This is a genomic window from Burkholderia sp. A2 (genome assembly GCF_001729305.1).
GTDB classification, from domain to species: Bacteria; Pseudomonadota; Gammaproteobacteria; order Burkholderiales; family Burkholderiaceae; genus Burkholderia; species Burkholderia sola.
Genome location: NZ_LZXX01000090.1, coordinates 233984 through 254756, shown reverse-complemented (window position 1 = coordinate 254756; position 20773 = coordinate 233984). Strand labels below are relative to the sequence as shown.

Annotated in this window: 21 protein-coding genes; 19 read left to right on the top strand and 2 right to left on the bottom strand. The window is 66.0% G+C overall.

Going from position 1 to position 20773, the window contains the following annotated elements; genetic code table 11:
- Positions 1-139 precede the first annotated feature (139 nt).
- From A9Z05_RS13180 to A9Z05_RS13170, 3 genes are all read left to right on the top strand, one after another.
- Entirely contained in the window at positions 140-898 is a 759-nt protein-coding gene (locus A9Z05_RS13180; RefSeq protein ID WP_069618663.1) for a dimethylarginine dimethylaminohydrolase family protein, read from the top strand.
- 97 nt (positions 899-995) lie between these two features.
- Positions 996-1460 (top strand): Lrp/AsnC family transcriptional regulator, encoded by a 465-nt coding sequence (locus A9Z05_RS13175; protein WP_069618466.1) that lies wholly within the window; start codon positions 996-998, stop codon positions 1458-1460.
- Positions 1461-1563: 103 nt separating this feature from the next.
- A complete protein-coding gene (locus A9Z05_RS13170) occupies positions 1564-3111 on the top strand; it encodes an amino acid permease (RefSeq protein ID WP_069618465.1) in 1548 nt (515 codons plus the stop codon).
- Positions 3112-3163: 52 nt separating this feature from the next.
- Here A9Z05_RS13170 and A9Z05_RS13165 read toward each other — a convergent pair whose 3' ends face one another.
- Positions 3164-3889 carry a glutathione S-transferase gene (locus tag A9Z05_RS13165; protein WP_069618464.1) on the bottom strand — a complete coding sequence of 242 codons (726 nt, stop codon included), beginning with the start codon at positions 3887-3889 and terminating at the stop codon, positions 3164-3166.
- 173 nt (positions 3890-4062) lie between these two features.
- Between A9Z05_RS13165 and A9Z05_RS13160 the strand changes: the two genes are divergently transcribed.
- The 8 genes from A9Z05_RS13160 (at position 4063) to asd (ending at position 10979) form a co-directional block, all read left to right on the top strand.
- The gene (locus A9Z05_RS13160) at positions 4063-4668 is read left to right on the top strand and encodes a TetR/AcrR family transcriptional regulator (RefSeq protein ID WP_084044229.1); all 606 of its coding nucleotides are present in this window, start codon (positions 4063-4065) and stop codon (positions 4666-4668) included.
- A 169-nt stretch (positions 4669-4837) separates the two neighbouring features.
- A complete protein-coding gene (locus tag A9Z05_RS13155) occupies positions 4838-5767 on the top strand; it encodes an alpha/beta fold hydrolase (RefSeq protein ID WP_069618462.1) in 930 nt (309 codons plus the stop codon).
- 339 nt (positions 5768-6106) lie between these two features.
- The gene (gene leuC / locus A9Z05_RS13150; protein WP_059582772.1) at positions 6107-7516 is read left to right on the top strand and encodes a 3-isopropylmalate dehydratase large subunit; all 1410 of its coding nucleotides are present in this window, start codon (positions 6107-6109) and stop codon (positions 7514-7516) included.
- Positions 7517-7519: 3 nt separating this feature from the next.
- Positions 7520-7666: an entericidin A/B family lipoprotein gene (locus A9Z05_RS13145; protein WP_027810579.1), complete on the top strand. Its 147-nt coding sequence runs from the start codon at positions 7520-7522 to the stop codon at positions 7664-7666.
- A gap of 68 nt (positions 7667-7734) precedes the next feature.
- On the top strand, positions 7735-8385 hold the full coding sequence (leuD, locus tag A9Z05_RS13140; RefSeq protein WP_011548097.1) for a 3-isopropylmalate dehydratase small subunit: 651 nt from the start codon (positions 7735-7737) through the stop codon (positions 8383-8385).
- 79 nt (positions 8386-8464) lie between these two features.
- Entirely contained in the window at positions 8465-9532 is a 1068-nt protein-coding gene (leuB, locus tag A9Z05_RS13135) for a 3-isopropylmalate dehydrogenase (protein WP_011548096.1), read from the top strand.
- Between the two features lie 120 nt (positions 9533-9652).
- Positions 9653-9772, top strand: coding sequence for a hypothetical protein (locus A9Z05_RS13130; RefSeq protein WP_006756675.1), 120 nt, complete (start codon positions 9653-9655; stop codon positions 9770-9772).
- Positions 9773-9857: 85 nt separating this feature from the next.
- The gene (gene asd, locus A9Z05_RS13125) at positions 9858-10979 is read left to right on the top strand and encodes an aspartate-semialdehyde dehydrogenase (RefSeq protein WP_069618461.1); all 1122 of its coding nucleotides are present in this window, start codon (positions 9858-9860) and stop codon (positions 10977-10979) included.
- A 96-nt stretch (positions 10980-11075) separates the two neighbouring features.
- Here the strand turns inward: asd and flgE are convergent, their stop codons facing one another.
- Positions 11076-12320: a flagellar hook protein FlgE gene (gene flgE / locus A9Z05_RS13120; RefSeq protein ID WP_069618460.1), complete on the bottom strand. Its 1245-nt coding sequence runs from the start codon at positions 12318-12320 to the stop codon at positions 11076-11078.
- A gap of 21 nt (positions 12321-12341) precedes the next feature.
- Between flgE and A9Z05_RS36140 the strand changes: the two genes are divergently transcribed.
- The 8 genes from A9Z05_RS36140 to accD all read left to right on the top strand — a co-directional run bounded on the left by A9Z05_RS36140 (position 12342) and on the right by accD (position 20712).
- Positions 12342-12560, top strand: a complete 219-nt coding sequence (locus A9Z05_RS36140; protein ID WP_141723411.1) for a hypothetical protein — start codon at positions 12342-12344, stop codon at positions 12558-12560.
- A gap of 568 nt (positions 12561-13128) precedes the next feature.
- Complete coding sequence (locus A9Z05_RS13115) at positions 13129-15249, top strand: FimV/HubP family polar landmark protein (RefSeq protein ID WP_069618459.1); 2121 nt, start codon at positions 13129-13131, stop codon at positions 15247-15249.
- On the top strand, positions 15249-16061 hold the full coding sequence (gene truA, locus A9Z05_RS13110) for a tRNA pseudouridine(38-40) synthase TruA (protein ID WP_069618458.1): 813 nt from the start codon (positions 15249-15251) through the stop codon (positions 16059-16061). The genes A9Z05_RS13115 and truA overlap by 1 nt, the downstream gene beginning before the upstream one ends.
- Positions 16058-16759 carry a phosphoribosylanthranilate isomerase gene (locus A9Z05_RS13105; RefSeq protein ID WP_069618457.1) on the top strand — a complete coding sequence of 234 codons (702 nt, stop codon included), beginning with the start codon at positions 16058-16060 and terminating at the stop codon, positions 16757-16759. Before truA ends, A9Z05_RS13105 begins: the two co-directional genes overlap by 4 nt.
- A 55-nt stretch (positions 16760-16814) precedes the next feature.
- A complete protein-coding gene (gene trpB / locus A9Z05_RS13100) occupies positions 16815-18008 on the top strand; it encodes a tryptophan synthase subunit beta (RefSeq protein ID WP_069618456.1) in 1194 nt (397 codons plus the stop codon).
- Positions 18009-18017: 9 nt separating this feature from the next.
- Positions 18018-18869, top strand: coding sequence for a site-specific DNA-methyltransferase (locus A9Z05_RS13095; protein ID WP_069618455.1), 852 nt, complete (start codon positions 18018-18020; stop codon positions 18867-18869).
- A gap of 90 nt (positions 18870-18959) precedes the next feature.
- The gene (trpA, locus tag A9Z05_RS13090; RefSeq protein WP_069618454.1) at positions 18960-19775 is read left to right on the top strand and encodes a tryptophan synthase subunit alpha; all 816 of its coding nucleotides are present in this window, start codon (positions 18960-18962) and stop codon (positions 19773-19775) included.
- Between the two features lie 64 nt (positions 19776-19839).
- Positions 19840-20712 carry an acetyl-CoA carboxylase, carboxyltransferase subunit beta gene (gene accD / locus A9Z05_RS13085; RefSeq protein WP_009691548.1) on the top strand — a complete coding sequence of 291 codons (873 nt, stop codon included), beginning with the start codon at positions 19840-19842 and terminating at the stop codon, positions 20710-20712.
- Positions 20713-20773 lie beyond the last annotated feature (61 nt).

Sequence of the window (20773 nt, the reverse complement as noted above, 5' to 3'; positions counted from 1 at the left end):
GCGCGCAATTCGACGCAATCGGCTGTCGGCGCCGCCGAAATCGACGCGAATTGCGCAAATTGGCTTCCGATAATGGTCCGGACACAACGCCGCCGGCCCGTGCGCCGCACGAAACGCGGCGCAGATCATGGAGGAGTCGATGCAATTCACGCAAGCGATCGTTCGCCGTCCCGCGCCGTCCTGCGGCGCGGGCCTGACCACCGCCGAACTCGGCGCACCCGATTACGACAAGACGCTCGCGCAGTTCCACGCGTATTGCGACGCGTTGCGCATGCTCGGCGTCGAACTGACCGAACTGCCGCCGCTCGATGCGTTTCCCGATTCGCATTTCGTCGAGGACGTCGCGGTCGTCACGCCGGAATTCGCGGTGATCACGCGCCCCGGCGCGCCCGCGCGGCGCGGCGAGACCGCGCACATCGAAGCGGCGCTGCGCGTGCATCGCGAACTGCTGCCGATGCAGCAGGGCCGCCTCGACGGCGGCGACGTGATGCTGGTCGGCAAGCGTTTCTTCATCGGCCTGACGAGCCGCACCGACGCGCAAGGCATCGCCGCGTTCGAGTCGCTGGTGTCGCGCCATGGCTATTCGGTCGTCGCGGTGCCAGTCGGCGCCGGCCTGCACCTGAAATCGGTCGTCAACGCGCTCGGCGACGACACGCTGCTCGTGACCGACGCGCTGGCCGCGCACCCGGCGTTCGCCGACTATCGCCGGATCGCGATCCCGGCCGCCGACGAATATGCGGGCAACACGCTGCGCGTGAACGGCACGCTGATCACGCCGGCAGGCTATCCGCGCGTGCATGACGCGATCGCGTCGCTCGGCATGCCGCTGCACGTGATCGACACGAGCGAGTTCCGCAAGATGGACGGCGGCCTGACTTGCCTGTCGCTACGGTTCTAGCCGATTGGCGCGCGGCGGCTTCGGCCGGATAATGTGGGCCGCGCGCGGAACGGCAGACGTTCCGTGCGGAGCCACGACCCGACCGGAGCGAACGCGGATGACCGACAAGAAGATGCAGCTCGACAAGATCGATCTCCGGATCCTCGACATCCTGCGTACCGACGGGCGGATTTCCTACCGGAAGCTGTCGGAGCGCGTGAACCTTACGCCGCGGCCGTGCCAGGCGCGCGTGGAGCGGCTCGAGGCGCTCGGCGTGATCGAAGGGTACCGCGCGGTGATCAAGGCGCCGCGCGCGACCAAGCCGATCGTCGTGATCGCGCAGATCGTGCTGGCCGACCACGGGCGCTCGCAAGCGCCGTTCGAAGAGGAAATGCGCGCGAATCCGGCCGTGATCGATTGCTGGCTGGTGAGCGGCACGTTCGATTTTCTCGTGCGGCTCGCGTGCGAGGATCTCGACGAGTACCGGCGGATCGCGAACACGTGGCTCGAAAGCCCGCGGTTCCGGATCGAGAAGATCGTGACGACGGCCGAACTGCAGGCGATCAAGCGCAGCCTCGTGTGATGCGACTGGCCCGGCAGGGGCCGGTTGCGATGCGAATGACCGGGTCAATCGATTTGCATCCCGAATCAAATGGGCTGGCCGGCTCACAATCAGGGTGAATACTATGGATGCCATGCAAGCGGCAGCGCAGACGGCCGCGCCGTCCGGGACGACGCTGAAGCGCCGTCTGCAGGGCCGCCACATCGCGATGATCGCGATCGGTGGGTCGATCGGCACGGGGCTGTTCGTCGCGTCGGGCGCGTCGGTCGCGCAGGCCGGGCCGGGCGGGGCGATCGCCGCGTATCTGGCGATCGGGATCATGGTCTACTTCGTCGTCACCGGGCTTGGCGAGATGGCCGCGCTGATGCCGGTATCGGGCTCGTTCGCGATCTACGGCGAGAAGTACGTCGATGAAGGCTTCGGCGTCGCGCTCGGCTGGACCTACTGGTACAGCTGGGCTGTGACGATCGCGATCGAGCTGGTCGCCGCGCAGATCGTGATGCGCTACTGGTTTCCGTCGGTGCCGGGCGTGTGGTGGGGCGCGGGCTTCCTCGTGCTGATCTTCCTGCTCAATACGCTGTCGGTGCGCGGCTTCGGCGAATCGGAATACTGGTTCTCGCTGGTCAAGGTCGTCACCGTGATCACGTTCATCGCGGCCGGGCTGCTGATCGCGGCCGGCGTGCTGGGCAACGGTCATACCGGCTCCGGGCACCCCGTCGGCTGGCGCAACTTCACGACCGGCGACGCGCCGTTCGTCGGCGGCGCGCACGCGATGATCAGCGTCGCACTGATCGCGGGCTTCTCGTTTCTCGGCACCGAGCTGGTCGGCATCACGGCCGGCGAATCGGAAAACCCGCGCAAGACGATTCCGCGCGCGGTGAAGCAGATCTTCTGGCGGATCATGCTGTTCTACGTGCTCGCGATCTTCGTGATCGGCCTGCTCGTGCCGTACACCGATCCGAACCTGCTGAAGAGCGACGTGACCGACATCGGCGTGAGCCCGTTCACGCTGGTGTTCAGCCACGCAGGGTTCCCGCTCGCGGCCGGCGCGATGAATCTGGTGATCCTGACGGCCGTGCTGTCGGCCGGCAATTCCGGCACCTACGCGGCGACGCGGATGCTGTACAACCTCGCATCGGAAGGGCGCGCGCCGGCCGTATTCGCGACGCTGTCGCCGGGCGGCGTGCCGCGCAACGCGCTGTACGCGACGATGGCGGTCGGCGGGCTGTGTTTTCTCACGTCGTTGACCAACAACCAGCGCATCTATCTGTGGCTGCTGAATACGGTCGGCATCACCGGCTTCATCGCGTGGCTCGGCATCGCGGTCTGCCATTACCGGTTCCGCAAGGGATTCCTGAAGCAGGGTTATCGGCTCGATCAACTGCCGTATCGCGCGAAATGGTTTCCGTTCGGGCCGGTGTTCGCGATCGCGGTCTGCATCGTGATTTCGCTCGGCCAGGATTACCAGGCGTTCTTCGCGGCGCGCATCGACTGGATGGAAGTGCTGTCGATCTATGTATGGATTCCGCTGTTCGTCGCGATCTGGTGGACGTATCGCCGCGCGCGCAAGAGCCGGCTCGTGCGCTACGAGGAGATGGACATCGGGCCGTGGCTCACGCGCTCGGTGGAAGCCGTCGACGCAGCCGCCGCGCAGCACGGGCAGCCGCACTGATCCTGCGTGAAATCCGCCCGTGCGCGCACGTTCCGCGGCACGTGCCGGGCCGTCATTTGTCCAGTTCCGGATAGTGCCGGAAGATCCCCATGTCGTTGAACGGGATGCGGCGTTTCGACTCGAGGTAGCGCGCGACGGGCGGATGCCGCGCGACGCGATCGTGCAGCGCGACGAGCGCCGCAACCTTGCGCTCCGCGCGTTTCATCGCTTTCGGGAACGCATAGCGCAGACCTTCGATCAACTGGAACATCGTCAGGTCCGCGTAGCTGAGCGCGCTGCCCGCGATATAGCCGCTCTTGTGCGGGTTCTGTTCGAGCACGCGATCGAAGTAGCCGAGGAATTTCGGCAGCCGGTTCTCGAGGAAATCGGCCGCACGCTCGGCCGCTTCCGCCTGCTGGTCCTCGTAGTACAGGCCGCTGCCGATCGGATGGTGCGTGTCGTGGATCTCGGTGATGAAATCGGCGGCGGTCAGCTGGATCTGATGGACCCACAGCCGGCCGGCTTCGTCGTCGGGCGCGAGCCCGAGCCGCGCGCCGAGAAACAGCAGGATGTTCGCCGTCTGCCCGACGACCACGTCGCCCGCCTTCAGGAACGGCGGCGCGAACGGCACGCATTCGGCCTTCGTGCTGTCCATCATGCGCATCATGGCCGACACGCCCATCCCGCGCCCCGATTCGCGCGCGACGTCGACATAGTCGGCTTCGGCTGCCTCGAGCGCGAGTCGTACGTATTCGCCGCGGCCCTGGATCTCGGGCCAGTAATAGAGTTCGTATCGCATGCAATGCTCCTGTCCGTCGATGCGTCGGTCGATGCCGGCATCGTGAAATTGGGAGGGCGGCCGCGCGCCGCCCGTTGCGAATAGACAGTCTATGAAATCGAGTGCGAAATGCCAGTGGCGCCTGCACGGCTCGGATTACTTGATTTGGAAATGATCGTTTCCTATAATGCCGCATGGCTACGAAAATGGCATCGAACGTTGGCAGGCCGCGAGAATTCGATATGGATGAAGCGCTGGACGGCTTCATCCGCGTCTTTCGCGAGCGTGGCTATCATGCGACTTCCATCGGCGATCTGTCGCGGGAGACGGGGCTCACCGCCGGCAGTCTTTACAAGGCCTTTCCCGACAAGAACGCCATATTCGTTGCCGCGTTGAGCCGGTACATCGATCGGCGCGCAAGCGAGCTCAACATGATCCTTGCCGATGAAAAAAACGGTCGGGACAAAGTGCGAGCGCTCCTGCGCTTTTACGCGGACGTCTCGCATGGAGACGAGGGTCGAAAGGGCTGTCTGGTCGTCGCCGGCGCCATTGTTCTGAGTACGTTGGATAGCGAGATCGCCGGCATCGTCCACAAATCGATGCAGAGGATCGAGCGTCTCCTTCGCGATTTGATCAAGCAAGGGCAGGCCGATGGATCCGTCGATGCCGCGCTGAACGCGCAAGCCACGTCGAGCTGTCTGTTCGCCATGGTGCAGGGGCTTCGAGTGGTGGGGAAGCTCGGCCAGAGCCGGAGCGACATGTCGATGCTGGTGGACGAGGCAATGCGGCTGCTCGACTAAGGTTTCCGCGTTACCCGACAGGTGATTCGATGTGAAGTGACGCGCGAAATCGCGCGTGCGCGTGAGGCGGTTTCGCCGAATTTGGAAATGAATATTTCCGAATTAAATTGCTCCCACTGCACGGGGGGGCATCATCCAGGACAGTCGATTCTGTAGAGAGGACGAACTTATGCACCAGCATCAATCAACCGCGGATGCCTCGCACCTCGAGGCCGCGCCCTATTTTCGGGAAGACCCGCAGCTCAGCGGCTTTCGTCATCGGTTCGATACTATAGACGGGGTGCGCCTTCATTTTGTCGAAGGAGGCCGCGCCGACGGCGAGACCATTGTCCTGCTCGCAGGGTTTCCGGAAAGCTGGTACGCGTGGCGGAGAATCATGCCGCTTCTCGCGGACGAATTCAGGATCGTGGCGCCGGATCTTCCCGGGCAAGGCGATTCGGACCGTCCACTCGTCGGTTACGACACGCAGACCGTCGCGGCAACGCTTGCGCGCCTGCTGGAGCAGCAAAATATCGCGCGCTTTTACCTGGCCGCTCACGACGTCGGGGCGTGGGTCGCCTATCCGTTTGCCGCGATGTATCCCGATTCAGTGAAGCGATTGGCGTTGCTCGACGCGGGGATCCCCGGCATCACGCTGCCCGCCGCGCTGCCGATCGAGCCTGGTAAAGCATGGCGGACGTGGCACTTCGCATTTCATGCTGTTGCCGATTTGCCGGAGACGTTGATTGCCGGCAAGGAGCGCGCGTATCTCGACTGGTTCTTGCGTCGCAAGGCGGCCAATCCCGAGTCGTTCTCCGACGCGGATGTCGACGAGTATCTCCGGGTGTTCACCCGGGACGGCGGGTTGCGAGCGGGGCTGGCCTTCTACCGGGCCGTGTCGGAGTCGTCGGCGCAGAACCGCAAGCTGCAGGCGCTGGGGAAGCTGAAGATGCCCGTGCTCGCTGTCAGTGCGGAGCAGGGATCCATACCCGACATGGCGGGGCCGCTCGAGCATGTCGCGGAAGATGTGACGGCCGCGACGATCGCGTATAGCGGGCATTTCATTCCTGAGGAACAACCGCACGCGCTGGCGCGCGAGCTGCGCAGTTTCTTCCGGTAACACGCCGCCGCAAGTCGATTGCAATGCCCCGGCGCGGCCCGCGACGGTCGAGAAACCGCGCCGCGCAAGCCGCATGGGTGCGTCGCACGCGCTGGCGCGTTTGGCCGGGTTGGGCGCATGACGCGCGACAACCTGCGCCAGGTGCGTATCCCGAGCGCCCGATTGGTCCGCGTGCGGCTGCCGCGCTTGCCGGGTAATGCTTATCCGGGTATCGCGTGTACCACCCAACCCACTGTTTTTATTCACTTTTTTCGTTATCGTGGTACTCCGTGGGCCGCTTTTGCGTGGCATAATCGACCGCATCCGCAAGGCTTGTAGTCACAACGACCCCGCATACCCATGGCACAGACTCTCTACGACAAACTGTGGAACACCCACGTGGTCCACACCGAGGAAGACGGCACGACCCTGCTCTACATCGACCGTCAGCTGCTGCATGAAGTCACGAGCCCGCAGGCATTCGAAGGGCTGAAGATCGCGCAGCGTCCGGTGTGGCGCATCAGCGCGAACCTCGCCGTGTCGGACCACAACGTGCCGACGACGGACCGCAGCCACGGCATCGCCGATCCCGTCTCGAAGCTGCAGGTCGACACGCTCGACGCGAACTGCGACGCGTTCGGCATCACGCAGTTCAAGATGAACGACGTGCGCCAGGGCATCGTCCACATCATCGGGCCGGAGCAGGGTGCGACGCTGCCGGGCATGACGATCGTGTGCGGCGATTCGCATACGTCGACGCACGGCGCATTCGGCGCGCTCGCGCATGGCATCGGCACGTCGGAAGTCGAGCACGTGCTCGCGACGCAGACCCTGCTGCAGAAGAAGAGCAAGAACATGCTCGTGAAGGTCGAGGGCGCGCTGCCGCGTGGCTGTACCGCGAAGGACATCGTGCTCGCGATCATCGGCAAGATCGGCACCGCGGGCGGCACGGGCTACGCGATCGAATTCGGCGGCTCGACCATTCGTGCGCTGACGATGGAAGGCCGCATGACCGTGTGCAACATGGCGATCGAGGCCGGCGCGCGCGCAGGCATGGTCGCGGTGGACGACACGACGATCGATTACCTGAAGGGCCGTCCGTTCGTGCCGACCGGCGCGGAGTGGGATCAGGCCGTCGAATACTGGCGCCAGTTCAAGTCGGACGACGGTGCGCAATTCGACCGCGTGGTCGAGTTGAACGCCGCCGAGATCGTTCCGCAGGTCACGTGGGGTACGTCGCCGGAAATGGTCACGTCGATCGACGGTCGCGTGCCCGATCCCGAGCGCGAGAAGGATCCGGTCAAGCGCGACGCGATGGAGCGCGCGCTGGCGTACATGGCGCTCGAGCCGAACACGCCGATCGAATCGATCAAGGTCGACAAGATCTTCATCGGCTCGTGCACGAACGCGCGCATCGAGGACATTCGCGCGGCCGCGTACGTCGTGAAGAAGCTGAACCGTCGCATCGCGTCGAACGTGCGGCTCGCGATGGTCGTGCCGGGCTCGGGCCTCGTGAAGGCGCAGGCCGAGCGCGAAGGGCTCGACAAGGTGTTCACCGATGCGGGCTTCGAATGGCGCGAGCCGGGCTGCTCGATGTGCCTCGCGATGAACGCCGACCGGCTCGAGCCGGGCGAGCGCTGCGCGTCGACGTCGAACCGCAACTTCGAAGGGCGGCAGGGCGCGGGCGGTCGCACGCACCTCGTGAGCCCCGCGATGGCGGCGGCCGCGGCGATCGAAGGTCATTTCGTCGACATTCGCCAGCTGGGGTAACACGTGACGGCATCGAAGGTCATCGCGCGGCTGGTTGCCGTGCTGGCGCTGGCCGGGTTGGGCTTCGGCCTGGCCGGCTGCAATACCGTCCGAGGCTTCGGGGAAGACGTCAACGCCGCGGGCAGCGCGCTGAAGCGCGCCGCGGAGTGACGTTTCCCGCCGAGAATTTGTCGATGTGCGCCGGCTGACTGCCGGCCCTTCAACCGGATAGACGGATCATGGAAAAATTCACTGTACATACCGGCGTCGTGGCGCCGCTCGATCGCGAGAACGTCGACACCGACGCGATCATCCCGAAGCAGTTCCTGAAGTCGATCAAGCGCACGGGCTTCGGTCCGAACGCGTTCGACGAGTGGCGCTATCTCGATCACGGCGAGCCGGGCCAGGACAACTCGAAGCGCCCGCTTAACCCGGACTTCGTGCTGAACCAGCCGCGCTACCAGGGCGCATCGGTGCTGCTCGCCCGCAAGAACTTCGGCTGCGGCAGCTCGCGCGAGCACGCGCCGTGGGCGCTGCAGCAATACGGCTTCCGCGCGATCATCGCGCCGAGCTTCGCGGACATCTTCTTCAACAACTGCTACAAGAACGGTCTGCTGCCGATCGTGCTGACCGAGCAGCAGGTCGATCACTTGTTCAACGAGACGGTCGCGTTCAACGGCTTTCAACTGACGATCGATCTCGACGCGCAGGTCGTGCGCGCGGGCGACGGCCGCGAGTATCCGTTCGAGATCGCCGCGTTTCGCAAGTACTGCCTGCTGAACGGTTTCGACGACATCGGCCTCACGCTGCGCCACGCGGACAAGATTCGCCAGTTCGAGGCAGAGCGGCTCGTGAAGCAGCCTTGGCTCAACACCAAGCTGGTCGGCTGACATCGCCTTCGGGGCGGGCGCGCTTTGCGCGCGCTCGCCGGCCTGCCTCCATCACACTCTACCCAGTCAGGAATTTCGCATGAAGATTGCAGTGCTGCCCGGCGACGGCATCGGTCCGGAAATCGTCAATGAAGCGGTGAAGGTGCTGAACGCACTCGACGAGAAGTTCGAACTCGAACAGGCGCCGGTCGGCGGCGCGGGCTACGAGGCGAGCGGCCATCCGCTGCCCGACGCGACGCTGGCGCTCGCGAAGCAGGCCGATGCGATCCTGTTCGGCGCGGTCGGCGACTGGAAGTACGACTCGCTGGAACGCGCGCTGCGCCCCGAGCAGGCGATCCTCGGGCTGCGCAAGCACCTCGAGCTGTTCGCGAATTTCCGTCCGGCGATCTGCTATCCGCAACTCGTCGATGCATCGCCGTTGAAGCCGGAGCTGGTCGCGGGCCTCGACATCCTGATCGTGCGCGAACTGAACGGCGACATCTACTTCGGCCAGCCGCGCGGCGTGCGCGCGGCGCCGGACGGCCCGTTCGCCGGCGAGCGCGAAGGCTTCGACACGATGCGCTATTCGGAGCCGGAAGTGCGCCGCATCGCGCACGTCGCGTTCCAGGCCGCGCAAAAGCGCGCGAAGAAGCTGCTGTCGGTCGACAAGTCGAACGTGCTGGAGACGTCGCAGTTCTGGCGCGACATCATGATCGACGTATCGAAGGAGTACGCGGACGTCGAGCTGTCGCACATGTACGTCGACAACGCGGCGATGCAGCTCGCGAAGGCGCCGAAGCAGTTCGACGTGATCGTCACCGGCAACATGTTCGGCGACATCCTGTCGGACGAAGCGTCGATGCTGACGGGCTCGATCGGCATGCTGCCGTCGGCGTCGCTCGACAAGCACAACAAGGGCCTGTACGAGCCGTCGCACGGTTCGGCGCCGGACATCGCGGGCAAGGGCATCGCGAACCCGCTCGCGACGATCCTGTCGGCCGCGATGCTGCTGCGCTACTCGCTGAATCGCGCCGAGCAGGCCGACCGCATCGAGCGCGCGGTGAAAACGGTGCTCGAACAGGGCTACCGCACCGGCGACATCGCGACGCCGGGCTGCAAGCAGGTCGGCACGGCCGCGATGGGCGATGCGGTGGTCGCCGCGCTGTAAGCGCGTCGCAATGAAGTGCGGTAATTAATGTGGAAAAGGGCGCGAACGGGCCGGGAAAATCGGCCGGTTCGCGCACGGTTGGCCGTTGTGCGGGCCACCGGCTTTGTGTAGACTCGAACGATGGCGCTGATTTCCCTGATCTCCCCGGTCCTGAAACTCCACGGCAACACTGCCCGTGCGGGTGCGCGCGCCATCGTCATCACGAAAACCATTACCACGAAAACGATCATTAAACGCTGATCGCCGTCGTGCCCGCCTGTTTCCCCGCGCGGTCACGCGGGGACGGAAATGGCGGGGAAGCTCCATTCAAAGCAAAGGGTTAGTCATGAACGTAGGTCTCGTAGGTTGGCGCGGCATGGTCGGCAGCGTCCTGATGCAGCGTATGCAGGAAGAGGGCGATTTCGACCTGATCGAACCGGTGTTCTTCAGCACCAGCAACACGGGCGGCAAGGCGCCGTCGTTCGCGAAAAACGAGACTACGCTCAAGGACGCGACCAACGTCGACGAGCTGAAGAAGTGCGACGTGATCATCACGTGCCAGGGCGGCGACTACACGAACGACGTGTTCCCGAAGCTGCGCGCGGCCGGCTGGAACGGCTACTGGATCGACGCGGCATCGTCGCTGCGGATGCAGGACGACGCGGTCATCATCCTCGATCCGGTCAACCTCGACGTGATCAAGGACGCGCTCGTCAAGGGCACGAAGAACTTCATCGGCGGCAACTGCACGGTCAGCCTGATGCTGATGGCGCTCGGCGGCCTGTTCCGCGAGAACCTCGTCGACTGGATCACCGCGATGACCTACCAGGCCGCATCGGGCGCGGGCGCGCAGAACATGCGCGAGCTGCTGTCGCAAATGGGCACGCTGAACGGCGCGGTGCAGGAACAGCTCGCCGATCCGGCTTCCGCGATCCTCGACATCGACCGCCGCGTGCTGGCCGCGATGAACAGCGACGCGATGCCGACGAGCCACTTCGGCGTGCCGCTCGCCGGCTCGCTGATTCCGTGGATCGACAAGGATCTCGGCAACGGGATGTCGAAGGAAGAGTGGAAGGGCGGCGCGGAAACCAACAAGATCCTCGGCAAGCCGGCGATGGGCGAGCCGGGTTCGATCCCGGTCGACGGCCTGTGCGTGCGGATCGGCGCGATGCGCTGCCACTCGCAGGCGTTGACGATCAAGCTGAAGAAGGACGTGCCGCTCGACGAGATCAACGGCATCCTCGCGTCGGCGAACGACTGGGTGAAGGTCGTGCCGAACGAGCGTGAAGCGTCGATGCGCGACCTGTCGCCAGCGAAGATCACCGGCACGCTGACGGTGCCGGTCGGCCGCCTGCGCAAGCTCGCGATGGGCGGCGAATACCTGTCGGCGTTCACGGTCGGCGATCAACTGCTGTGGGGCGCGGCCGAGCCGCTGCGCCGCATGCTGCGCATCCTGCTCGACAAGTAAGCACGCTGGCTGTCCGGCCCGCGAGCCGGGCCGCACGATACGACGCGCCGCGTCGGCCTTGAGATTCAGGGCTGGCGCGGCGCGTTTTCATGTGGTTCAGCGCAGGTTCAGCAGCGTCTGGTCGACGGCCTGCTGGGTCTTGATCGTTTGCGCATTCGCCTGGTAATTGCGCTGCGCCGTGATCAGGTTCACGAGCTCGGTCGTCAGGTTGACGTTCGAGTTTTCCAGTGCGCTGCCCTGCAGCGTGCCGTGATTCGTACTGCCCGGCGCGGAGATCTGCGGCACGCCCGACGCGGCCGTCTCCGCATACTGGTTGCCGCCGATGTTCACGAGCCCGTTCGGGTTGTTGAAGTTCGCGAGCGCGATCAGGCCGAGCACCGCGCTCTGGCCGTTCGAGTAATTGCCGGTCAGCTTGCCGTCGGTGCCGATCGAGAACGTCGTCAGCGTACCGCTCGCGAAGCCGTCCTGCGCGAGGTTGTTCACGCCGTCCTTGCCGCCATACTGGGTTGTGCCGCCCAGGTCGAGCGTCAGGTTCTGCGGATTCGCGCCGCCCGTCGTATTCGGGATCGAGAACGCGAACTGGCCCAGGCTCGGGGTCGGCTGGCCGGTCGCGGCCGACGTCGTCGAGCTGATCCGGCCCGATGCGTCGAACGTGACGGTGCCGAGATTCGTCGGCGTCTGGCCCTGCGCGCCCGCGTAGGCCTGCCACGTGCCGGCCGCCGACTTCACGAAGTACATGTTGACCGGTTGCGAACCGCCGAGCGAGTCGTAGACCTGGATCGACGTGTTGTAGTTGTACGTCGTGTTGTCGGTCGCGTTGAACGGCGTCTTGGCCGGCACCTTGTTCTGCGCGTTCAGGTTGAACTGGCCGGTGATCTTGTTCGTCGCGCGCGGCGCGATGTTGCTGGTCGGCGCATGCAGCGGCACGGTCTGCGCGGTGTTGATCACGCTGCCGGCGCCTGCCGCATAACCCATCAGGTTGCGGCCTTGCGCGTCGACGATCGCGCCGTTCCTGTCGCGGTGGAACGTGCCGTCGCGCGAGTACGTGGTCACGCCGTTGCTCGACATCTGGAAGAAGCCGTTGCCGTTGATCGCGACGTCGAGCGACGACTTCGTCGAATTGATCGTTCCCTGGCTGAAATGCTGCTGCACCGACGCGAGCCGCGTCCCGATGCCGATCTGCGTGTTGACCGACGTCGCGACGGAATTCGCGTACATGTCGGCGAAGTTTGCACGCCCCTGCTTGAAGCCGACCGTGTTTGCGTTCGCGATGTTGTTGCCGATGACGTCGAGATTGCTCGACGCGCCGGCCAACCCGCTCAAACCCTGTTGATAGCCCATGTTCGTCCCCGTAACAAGCTGGTGAGTGATGCAGTCGTGCGACTGCGCGATGGCCCTCCGGTACTTCACGGCATCAGCCTGGCCGCGCGCTCCCGTCTTTCCGGCATGGGCGAGCGCGACGTCGAAATGTGCCGATTCGTGTTTGAAGGCGATCGTATCGACGGCAGTTACAGGGTCTGTGTAATTTTGTGTAATGTAATTGAATTGATGCAGAAACAATCGCTTTTGTATGAGCAATGAAGCGAGCGAGAGGCGGTCAAAGCCTTACGGGGTGGGGCTTTGGTAATGTGGATTTTCATTTCTCTGATAAGAGAGGGAAATTGCCTTCTTATCGGGGAATTGGAATCAATTGGAGCGGAATGGGTGGCCGGTCAGCATGCGTTTTGATTTTCCGGCTATTAATTCATTAACGGCGGGCGGGATGGATTGTTGAGGGAGTGGTTGCGATTCTGGCGCCGTGATCCTGCGTCGACGCCCGCTGAGCGCCAGAAAGTCGCGTCATTCGAGCGGGGCGCGCGGCTGCCGCCGCCGGCTTTCAGCTGCGGCATGCAGGTTCGTTTGGCCGATCGGATGCATCGGCTGCGGGCAGGCGGCCCCCCGCGATACGAGCGCCCGCCCGGGCCCGGTGACAGCTGTCGGCGACGAATTCGGCCGGAACCCGATCGTGTGAAGTAAACTACGCGGTTACGACGCACAGACCCGCCGAAAGCGTCGCGTTCCGCGCGACGCTTTTGCATTTCTGCAGCACTTTATTGACGCTTCCAACCGCGAATCCGAGCCGCGCCCGTGCGCGGCGATAGAGCCAACGATGTCCCGAATTTCCTTGTTTCCGCGCCAGTCCCGTCTGTCGCGCGCCGTGCGTGGCGCGCTGGCGATCCTGGCACTCGGCGCAGCCGCATCGGTGTGGGCAGTCGGCGTCGGCGATCTGCCGGCATCCGCTGTCGGCGCCGCCGCACCGCTTACCGTGACGGTCCAGCCGGGCCAGTCGTTGAACGACATCGCGAAAGCGGCCACGCAATCGCACGATCCGGCCGTGCTCGCGCGCGCCGCTCGCGCGCTGTTCGACGCCAATCCGCAGGCGTTCATGAAGCGCGACGCGAGTCGTTTGAAAGTCGGCGCGACGCTGACGGTGCCCGCGCTCGACGCAACCGGCGCGGCGCTCGCGCCGGCCGGCGCATCCGCCGCGTCCGGTACGGCAGCCGCGTCCGCGCCCGTCGTCGCATCGGGCGGGTCGGCGATCGCGCAGTACGGCGCATCCGCGCCGCATCCCGGTTCGGCCGTGCAACCCGCGCCGGTGGCGCCGGCCGTGCATGCGGCTCCGGTGAGCGGCGCGAGTGCCGCGACGGCGGCGGGGGCGTCGGCTTCGGTCGGTGCTTCGGCTTCGAGCGGGGCGTCCGCCGCCCATGGCGCGTCGTCTGTCGACAGCACGCAGCCGGCGGCGCCCACGGGCGGTGCGAGCGGTCCGCATGTATGGAGCGGTGCGATCCAGGCGGCGCCGTCGTCCGCGAGCGAGGCCACGGCGCAGTCGGTGCCGGGCAACCCGGTTTCCGGCGTGCGCGAGCCGGCCCGCGCAGCGCCCGCTGCGGGTGCGTCGCAGCCGCGGCCGTCGAGCCTGCAGCAATTGCTCGCGTTGAAGAACCGTGTGCTGATGGAGTTGCAGAAGCACGGCATTGGCAAGCCGGCGACGACGACCGGCATCGCGCCTGCTCCGGCGCCTGCCGCGCCGCGTGCGGCCGGGAATGACGCGGGTGCATCGGCCGCCGCATCGACGGCGGACGAAGCCGCGTCGGGCGTGGCAGCCAGTGCGTCGCAACCGGCATCGGCTCCCGCGCAATCGGTCGCACCCGTCGCGACCCCGGCACGTCGTACCGAACAGATGGACTGGCGCCCGGCCGCCGCGGCCGGCGCTGCCGTGATCGTGCTCGCTGCCGGTTTCGTATGGCGCAAGCGCCGGAAGGGGCGCCGCGCGGATGAGGCGGGTGCTGCTGCGACTGTGGCCGCAGCAGGCGGCGACGCGGCGGGAGAAGCGAAAGCCGCGCCGTCCATCGAGCGCGAACTGCCGATCACGCCCGAGATGCCGATCGCACGCGATGCAGCATCCGACTTGAATCTCGCCGCGGCGACTGCCGCTGCGGCGGAGACGATCGAGCCGCCCGCAGCGGATACGTCGCCCGCGCCGGAAATGACGGCGCCGCGCGTCGAGTCGCCCGAATTGCCGCCTGCTGATACTGTCGCGCCGGCCACGAACGACGCGACTCCGGTTCCGGCCGAGGCTTCGCACGAAGCAGAACCGGCGGAAGAACCCTCTGCCACCGACAAGCCGGCCGAGCCGACCGTCGCACCTGCCGCGCCTTCGAGCGCCGAAGCGCAGCATGCGGCACTGATGCAGAACGCAATTAGCGCGCTCAACAGTCTCGACATGCCGTTGCCGCCGCGGACGGCGGAGGAACCGTCGTCGACGGCGGAGGAACCGTCTGCGCGCACACCGCAGTCCGACGTCGAAGAAATTGCAACTAACGGTCAATCCGCCCAACACCCGCCGGTGGGTTCGGCTGAAACGACGGCGGAACATCCGGCCGACCAGGACGACGAGTTCGACTGGGATCCGGACGCGGCGACGCCGGCCGGCCAGGCCAGCAGCCCGCCTGCGACGTCGTCGCTGCCGCCGCTCGGCGGCGCGCAGTTCGGCGCGCTGAAGCTCGACTTCGATCTCGACCTGCCGTCCACGCCGGGCGCCGCGCTGCCTGCGCTCACCGCGGACGAGCTCGCGCGCATCGCCCGCAACAAGCTCGACCTCGCGACCGAATACGTCGAACTGGGCGATCTGGCCGGCGCGCGGACGTTGCTGCAGGAAGTGATCGACGCGAACGACGCCGCGACGCGCGACGACGCCCGCGCGTTGCTCGCGAAACTGGCGGACGAGGCGTGATGCGGATCGCGCTGGGCATCCAGTACGACGGCGCGGCGTTTTGCGGCTGGCAGGCGCAGCCGCACGGCAAGACCGTGCAGGACCGGCTCGAACATGCGCTGGCCGAGTTCGCGCGGGTGCCGCTGCACACGACGGTGGCCGGGCGGACCGATACCGGCGTGCACGGGCTCGGGCAGGTCGTGCATTTCGACACGGACCTCGAACGCGAGGTGTTCTCGTGGGTGCGCGGCACTAACGCGTTCCTCCCGCCGACCGTGTCGGTGCAGTGGGCGAAGCCGATGCCGGACACGTTCCATGCGCGCTTCTCGGCGTTCGAGCGCACCTATTACTACGCGCTGTACGTGCACCCGGTGCGTTCGCCGATGCTGGCCGGGCGCGCGGGCTGGATCCATACGCCCCTCGACGACGATGCGATGCGCGTCGCCGCCGCGCATCTGATCGGCGAGCACGATTTTTCGTCGTTCCGGTCGTCGGAATGCCAATCGAAGACGCCGGTCAAACACCTGTATCAGATCGACGTGCGGCGGGTGGGGCATTTCATCCATTTCCGCTTCCGCGCGAACGCGTTCCTGCATCACATGGTGCGCAACCTGATGGGCTGCCTCGTCGCGGTCGGGCGGGGCCGCTATCCGGCCGACTGGCTCGCCGACGTGCTGGCCGGCCGTGACCGCAACCTCGCGGCCCCGACGTTCATGGCCGACGGGCTGTACCTCGCCCACGTCGGCTACCCGGCGGAATTCGCCGTCCCGCCCGCGCAGCTCGGCAGCGTGCCGTGGAGCAGCGTCTGGGCGGATCTGGACCCACAACCATGACGGAGCACGCCGTGTCTTCTTCGACTTCCGCCGCGGCCGGCCTGTCGCCGCGCACGCGCATCAAGCTGTGCGGGCTGTCGCGCCCCGAGGACGTGCTGCATGCGGCCGCGCTCGGCGCCGATGCGATCGGCCTCGTGTTCTACCCGAAGAGCCCGCGCGCGGTGACGATCGCACAGGCGGCCGAGCTGGCAAGCCTCGCGCCGCCGTTCGTGTCGGTGGTCGGGCTGTTCGTGAATGCGACCGAAGCCGAGATCGAGGCCGTCGTGCGCGACGTGCCGCTCACGATGCTGCAGCTCCATGGCGACGAGACGCCGGCGCAGTGCGAGGCGCTCGGCCGCGCGGCACGGCTGCCGTGGTTGCGCGCGGTGCGCGTCGGCCCCTCGACGCAGCGTGCCGATTTGGTAGAATCGGCTCTTCATTATTCGAAAGCGCGCGGCCTCCTGTTCGACACCTTGGTGCCGGATTACGGCGGTAGCGGCAAGGTCTTCGATTGGTCTCTTATTCCCGCAGAGCTCGCGCGTCGGGCCGTTTTGAGTGGTGGCTTGAACGCGCAAAACGTCGGTGATGCGATCCGCCAGCTGCGTCCGTTTGCTGTCGATGTCTCGAGTGGCATCGAAGTGGAGGGCGCGAAGGGCGTGAAGGATCACGCCCGGATGGCGGCGTTCGTGCGCGCGGTGCGCGAAGCGGACGCCGGGTGATGCAAGCCGGTGCGGCCTGACAAGCGGGGCGCACCGACCGATCGAGAGAGACACCATGTACAACCTTCCTGACGATCGCGGCCACTTCGGCCCGTATGGCGGCGTGTTCGTCGCCGAGACGCTGATTCACGCGCTGGACGAACTGCGCGCGGCGTATGAAAAGTTCCAGAACGATCCCGACTTCGTTGCCGAATTCGAGCGCGAGTTGAAGTATTTCGTCGGCCGCCCGTCGCCGATCTATCACGCGCAGCGCTGGAGCGAGATGCTCGGCGGCGCGCAGATCTACCTGAAGCGCGAAGACCTGAACCACACGGGCGCGCACAAGATCAACAACGTGATCGGCCAGGCGCTGCTCGCGAAGCGCATGGGCAAGAAGCGCGTGATCGCGGAAACGGGCGCCGGCCAGCACGGCGTCGCGACCGCGACGATCTGCGCGCGCTTCGGGATGGAGTGCGTCGTCTACATGGGTTCGGAGGACGTGCGCCGGCAGGCCGCGAACGTCTACCGGATGAAGCTGCTGGGCGCTACGGTCGTGCCGGTCGAATCGGGTTCGCGCACGCTGAAGGACGCGCTGAACGAAGCGATGCGCGACTGGGTCACGAACATCGAAAGCACGTTCTACATCATCGGCACGGTCGCGGGCCCGCACCCGTACCCGATGATGGTGCGCGACTTCCAGCGCGTGATCGGCGACGAGTGCAAGGTGCAGATGCCCGAACTCGCCGGCCGCCAGCCGGATGCGGTGATCGCGTGCGTCGGCGGCGGGTCGAACGCGATGGGCATTTTCTATCCGTACATCGACGATGCGTTGGTGCAGCTGATCGGCGTCGAAGCGGCCGGCGACGGCCTCGACACGGGCCATCACGCGGCCTCGCTGATCGCCGGCAGCCCGGGCGTGCTGCACGGCAACCGCACGTACCTGCTGCAGGACGACAACGGCCAGATCATCGAGACGCATTCGGTATCGGCGGGCCTCGACTACCCGGGCGTCGGCCCCGAGCACGCATGGCTGAAGGACAGCGGCCGCGCGCAGTACGTGCCGATCACCGACGACGAAGCGTTGAAGGCGTTCCACGACTGCTGCCGGATCGAGGGGATCATCCCCGCGCTCGAGTCGAGCCACGCGATCGCGTATGGCGTGAAGCTCGCGCCGACGTTGCCGAAGGACAAGATCCTGCTCGTCAACCTGTCGGGTCGCGGCGACAAGGACATGCACACGGTCGCCGAGCGATCGGGCATCGAGCTCTGACCCCGACCGATGCGTGACCTGATCGAAGAGCCGGGCGGCGGCGCCGCGAGCGACGCGGAGGCGGTTCAGCCCGCCGCTGCGGTGCCGCGCGCGCTGCCGTCCGGTATCGAGCTGCACAACCGCGATTTCCTGACCCACGCCGCGTCCCTGCCGGATGCGTCGATCGACCTGATCGTCGCCGATCCGCCGTACGGGCTCGGCAAGGACTACGGCAACGATTCGGACAAGCGTTCGGGCGACGATTTCCTCGCGTGGACGCGCGCGTGGCTCGAACTCGCGATTCCGAAGCTGAAGCCGAGCGGGTCGATGTACATCTTCTGCACGTGGCAGTACGCGCCGGAAATCTTCAGTTTCCTGAAGACGCAGCTCACGATGGTCAACGAGATCATCTGGGACCGGCGCGTGCCGAGCATGGGCGGCACGACGCGCCGTTTCACGTCGGTGCACGACAACATCGGCTTTTTCGCGGTTTCGAAAGCGTATTACTTCGATCTCGATCCGGTCCGCATCCCGTACGACGCCGATACGAAGAAGGCTCGCTCGCGCAAGCTGTTCGAAGGCAGCAAGTGGCTGGAGATGGGCTACAACCCGAAGGACGTCTGGTCGGTCTCGCGCCTGCATCGGCAGCACGCGGAGCGCGTCGATCATCCGACCCAGAAGCCGCTGGAAATCATCGAGCGGATGGTGCTCGCGAGCTGCCCGCCGGGCGGCCGCGTGCTCGATCCGTTCATGGGCAGCGGCACGACCGCGGTGGCCTGCGCACGGCAGGGGCGCGACTTCGTCGGCTATGAGATCAACGAAAGCTATTGTGCGATCGCGCACGAGCGCGTGAGCGCGCTCGCCGCGCCGGCGTGCGCGTGAATCGCGCCGCCGCATCGCCGAATGCTACTTTGTATGGGATCGGAGCAAGCGCTGAAGCGCTCACTCCGATCGACATAGGAAAAAATTGCCATGTCCCGTATTCAGCAGACCTTCGCCGCACTCGCCGAACAAGGCCGTAAGGGCCTGATCCCGTTCATCACGGCCGGCGACCCCGATCCCGCGAAAACCGTCGAATTCATGCACGCGCTCGCCGCCGGCGGCGCGGACGTGATCGAACTCGGCGTGCCGTTCTCGGACCCGATGGCCGACGGCCCCGTGATCCAGCGCTCGTCGGAGCGCGCGCTCGCGCGCGGCGTCACGTTGAAGAGCGTGCTCGCCGACGTGAAGCGGTTTCGCGAGACCGATCCCAAAACGCCCGTCGTGCTGATGGGCTATGCGAACCCGATCGAACGGATGGGTGTCGATGCGTTCGCGGCCGAAGCGCACGCGGCCGGCGTCGACGGCGTGCTGGTGGTCGACTACCCGCCGGAAGAGGCGGGCGTGTTTGCGGAAAAAATGCGGGCCGCGCAGATCGATCCGATCTTCCTGCTCGCGCCCACGTCGACCGACGAACGCATCGCCGACGTCGGCAAGATCGCGAGCGGCTACGTGTATTACGTGTCGCTGAAGGGCGTGACCGGCGCCGGAAATCTGGATGTTTCGAGCATTGCGGGTAAAATCCCGGCCATCAAGTCGCGCGTGCCGGTTCCGGTGGGCGTCGGCTTCGGCATCCGCGACGCCGAAACGGCGCGCGCGGTGGCCGAAGTGTCGGACGCCGTCGTGATCGGCAGCCGTCTCGTGCAACTGCTCGAGAGCGCTGCGCCGGAAGGTGCCGCCGCCGCGCTGAAGTCGTTCATCGCCGAGCTGCGCGCCGCCCTGGACGGTGCCGGCAACACGGCGCGATAAACACAACACAGGAAGCGGGAACGGGCCGGTCGGCCCGCCCCGCCACGGAACAGGAAACCATACGATGAGCTGGCTCGACAAACTGTTGCCGCCGAAGATCAAGCAGACCGACCCGAAAAGCCGCAAGGGCATTCCGGAAGGCCTGTGGGTCAAGTGCCCGTCCTGCGAGGCCGTTCTCTATCGCAACGACGTGGACGCGAACCTGCACGTGTGCCCGAAGTGCGATCACCACATGCGCATCGGCGCACGCGAGCGCCTCGACGGGCTGCTCGATCCGGAAGGCCGCTATGAAATCGGTCAGGAAATCGTGCCGGTCGACTCGCTGAAGTTCAAGGACAGCCGCAAGTACCCCGATCGTCTGAAGGAAGCAATGGACGAAACCGGCGAGACCGACGCGATGGTCGTGATGGGCGGCGCGATCCACACGCTGCCCGTCGTCGCCGCGTGCTTCGAGTTCTCGTTCATGGGCGGCTCGATGGGTTCGGTTGTCGGCGAGCGCTTTGCGCGCGGTGCGCAGAACGCGCTGGAGCAGCACGTGCCGTTCATCTGCTTCACCGCGTCGGGCGGCGCACGGATGCAGGAAAGCCTGCTGTCGCTGATGCAGATGGCCAAGACTACCGCGATGCTGACCAAGCTGGCCGAAGCGAAGCTGCCGTTCATCTCGGTGCTGACCGACCCGACGATGGGCGGCGTGTCGGCGAGCTTCGCGTTCCTCGGCGACGTCGTGATCGCCGAGCCGAAGGCGCTGATCGGCTTCGCCGGCCCGCGCGTGATCGAGCAGACGGTGCGCGAGAAGCTGCCGGAAGGCTTCCAGCGCGCCGAATTCCTGCTGAAGACGGGCGCGATCGACATGATCGTCGACCGTCGCAAGATGCGCGACGAGATCGCGCAGTTGCTCGCGCTGCTGCAGCGACAGCCGGCCGACGCGCTGGCCTGACCGGCGCAAGGTTGTGACTCCGCGCGTCGCCTGGCTTCAGCGTCAGGCGGCGCGCTTCGTT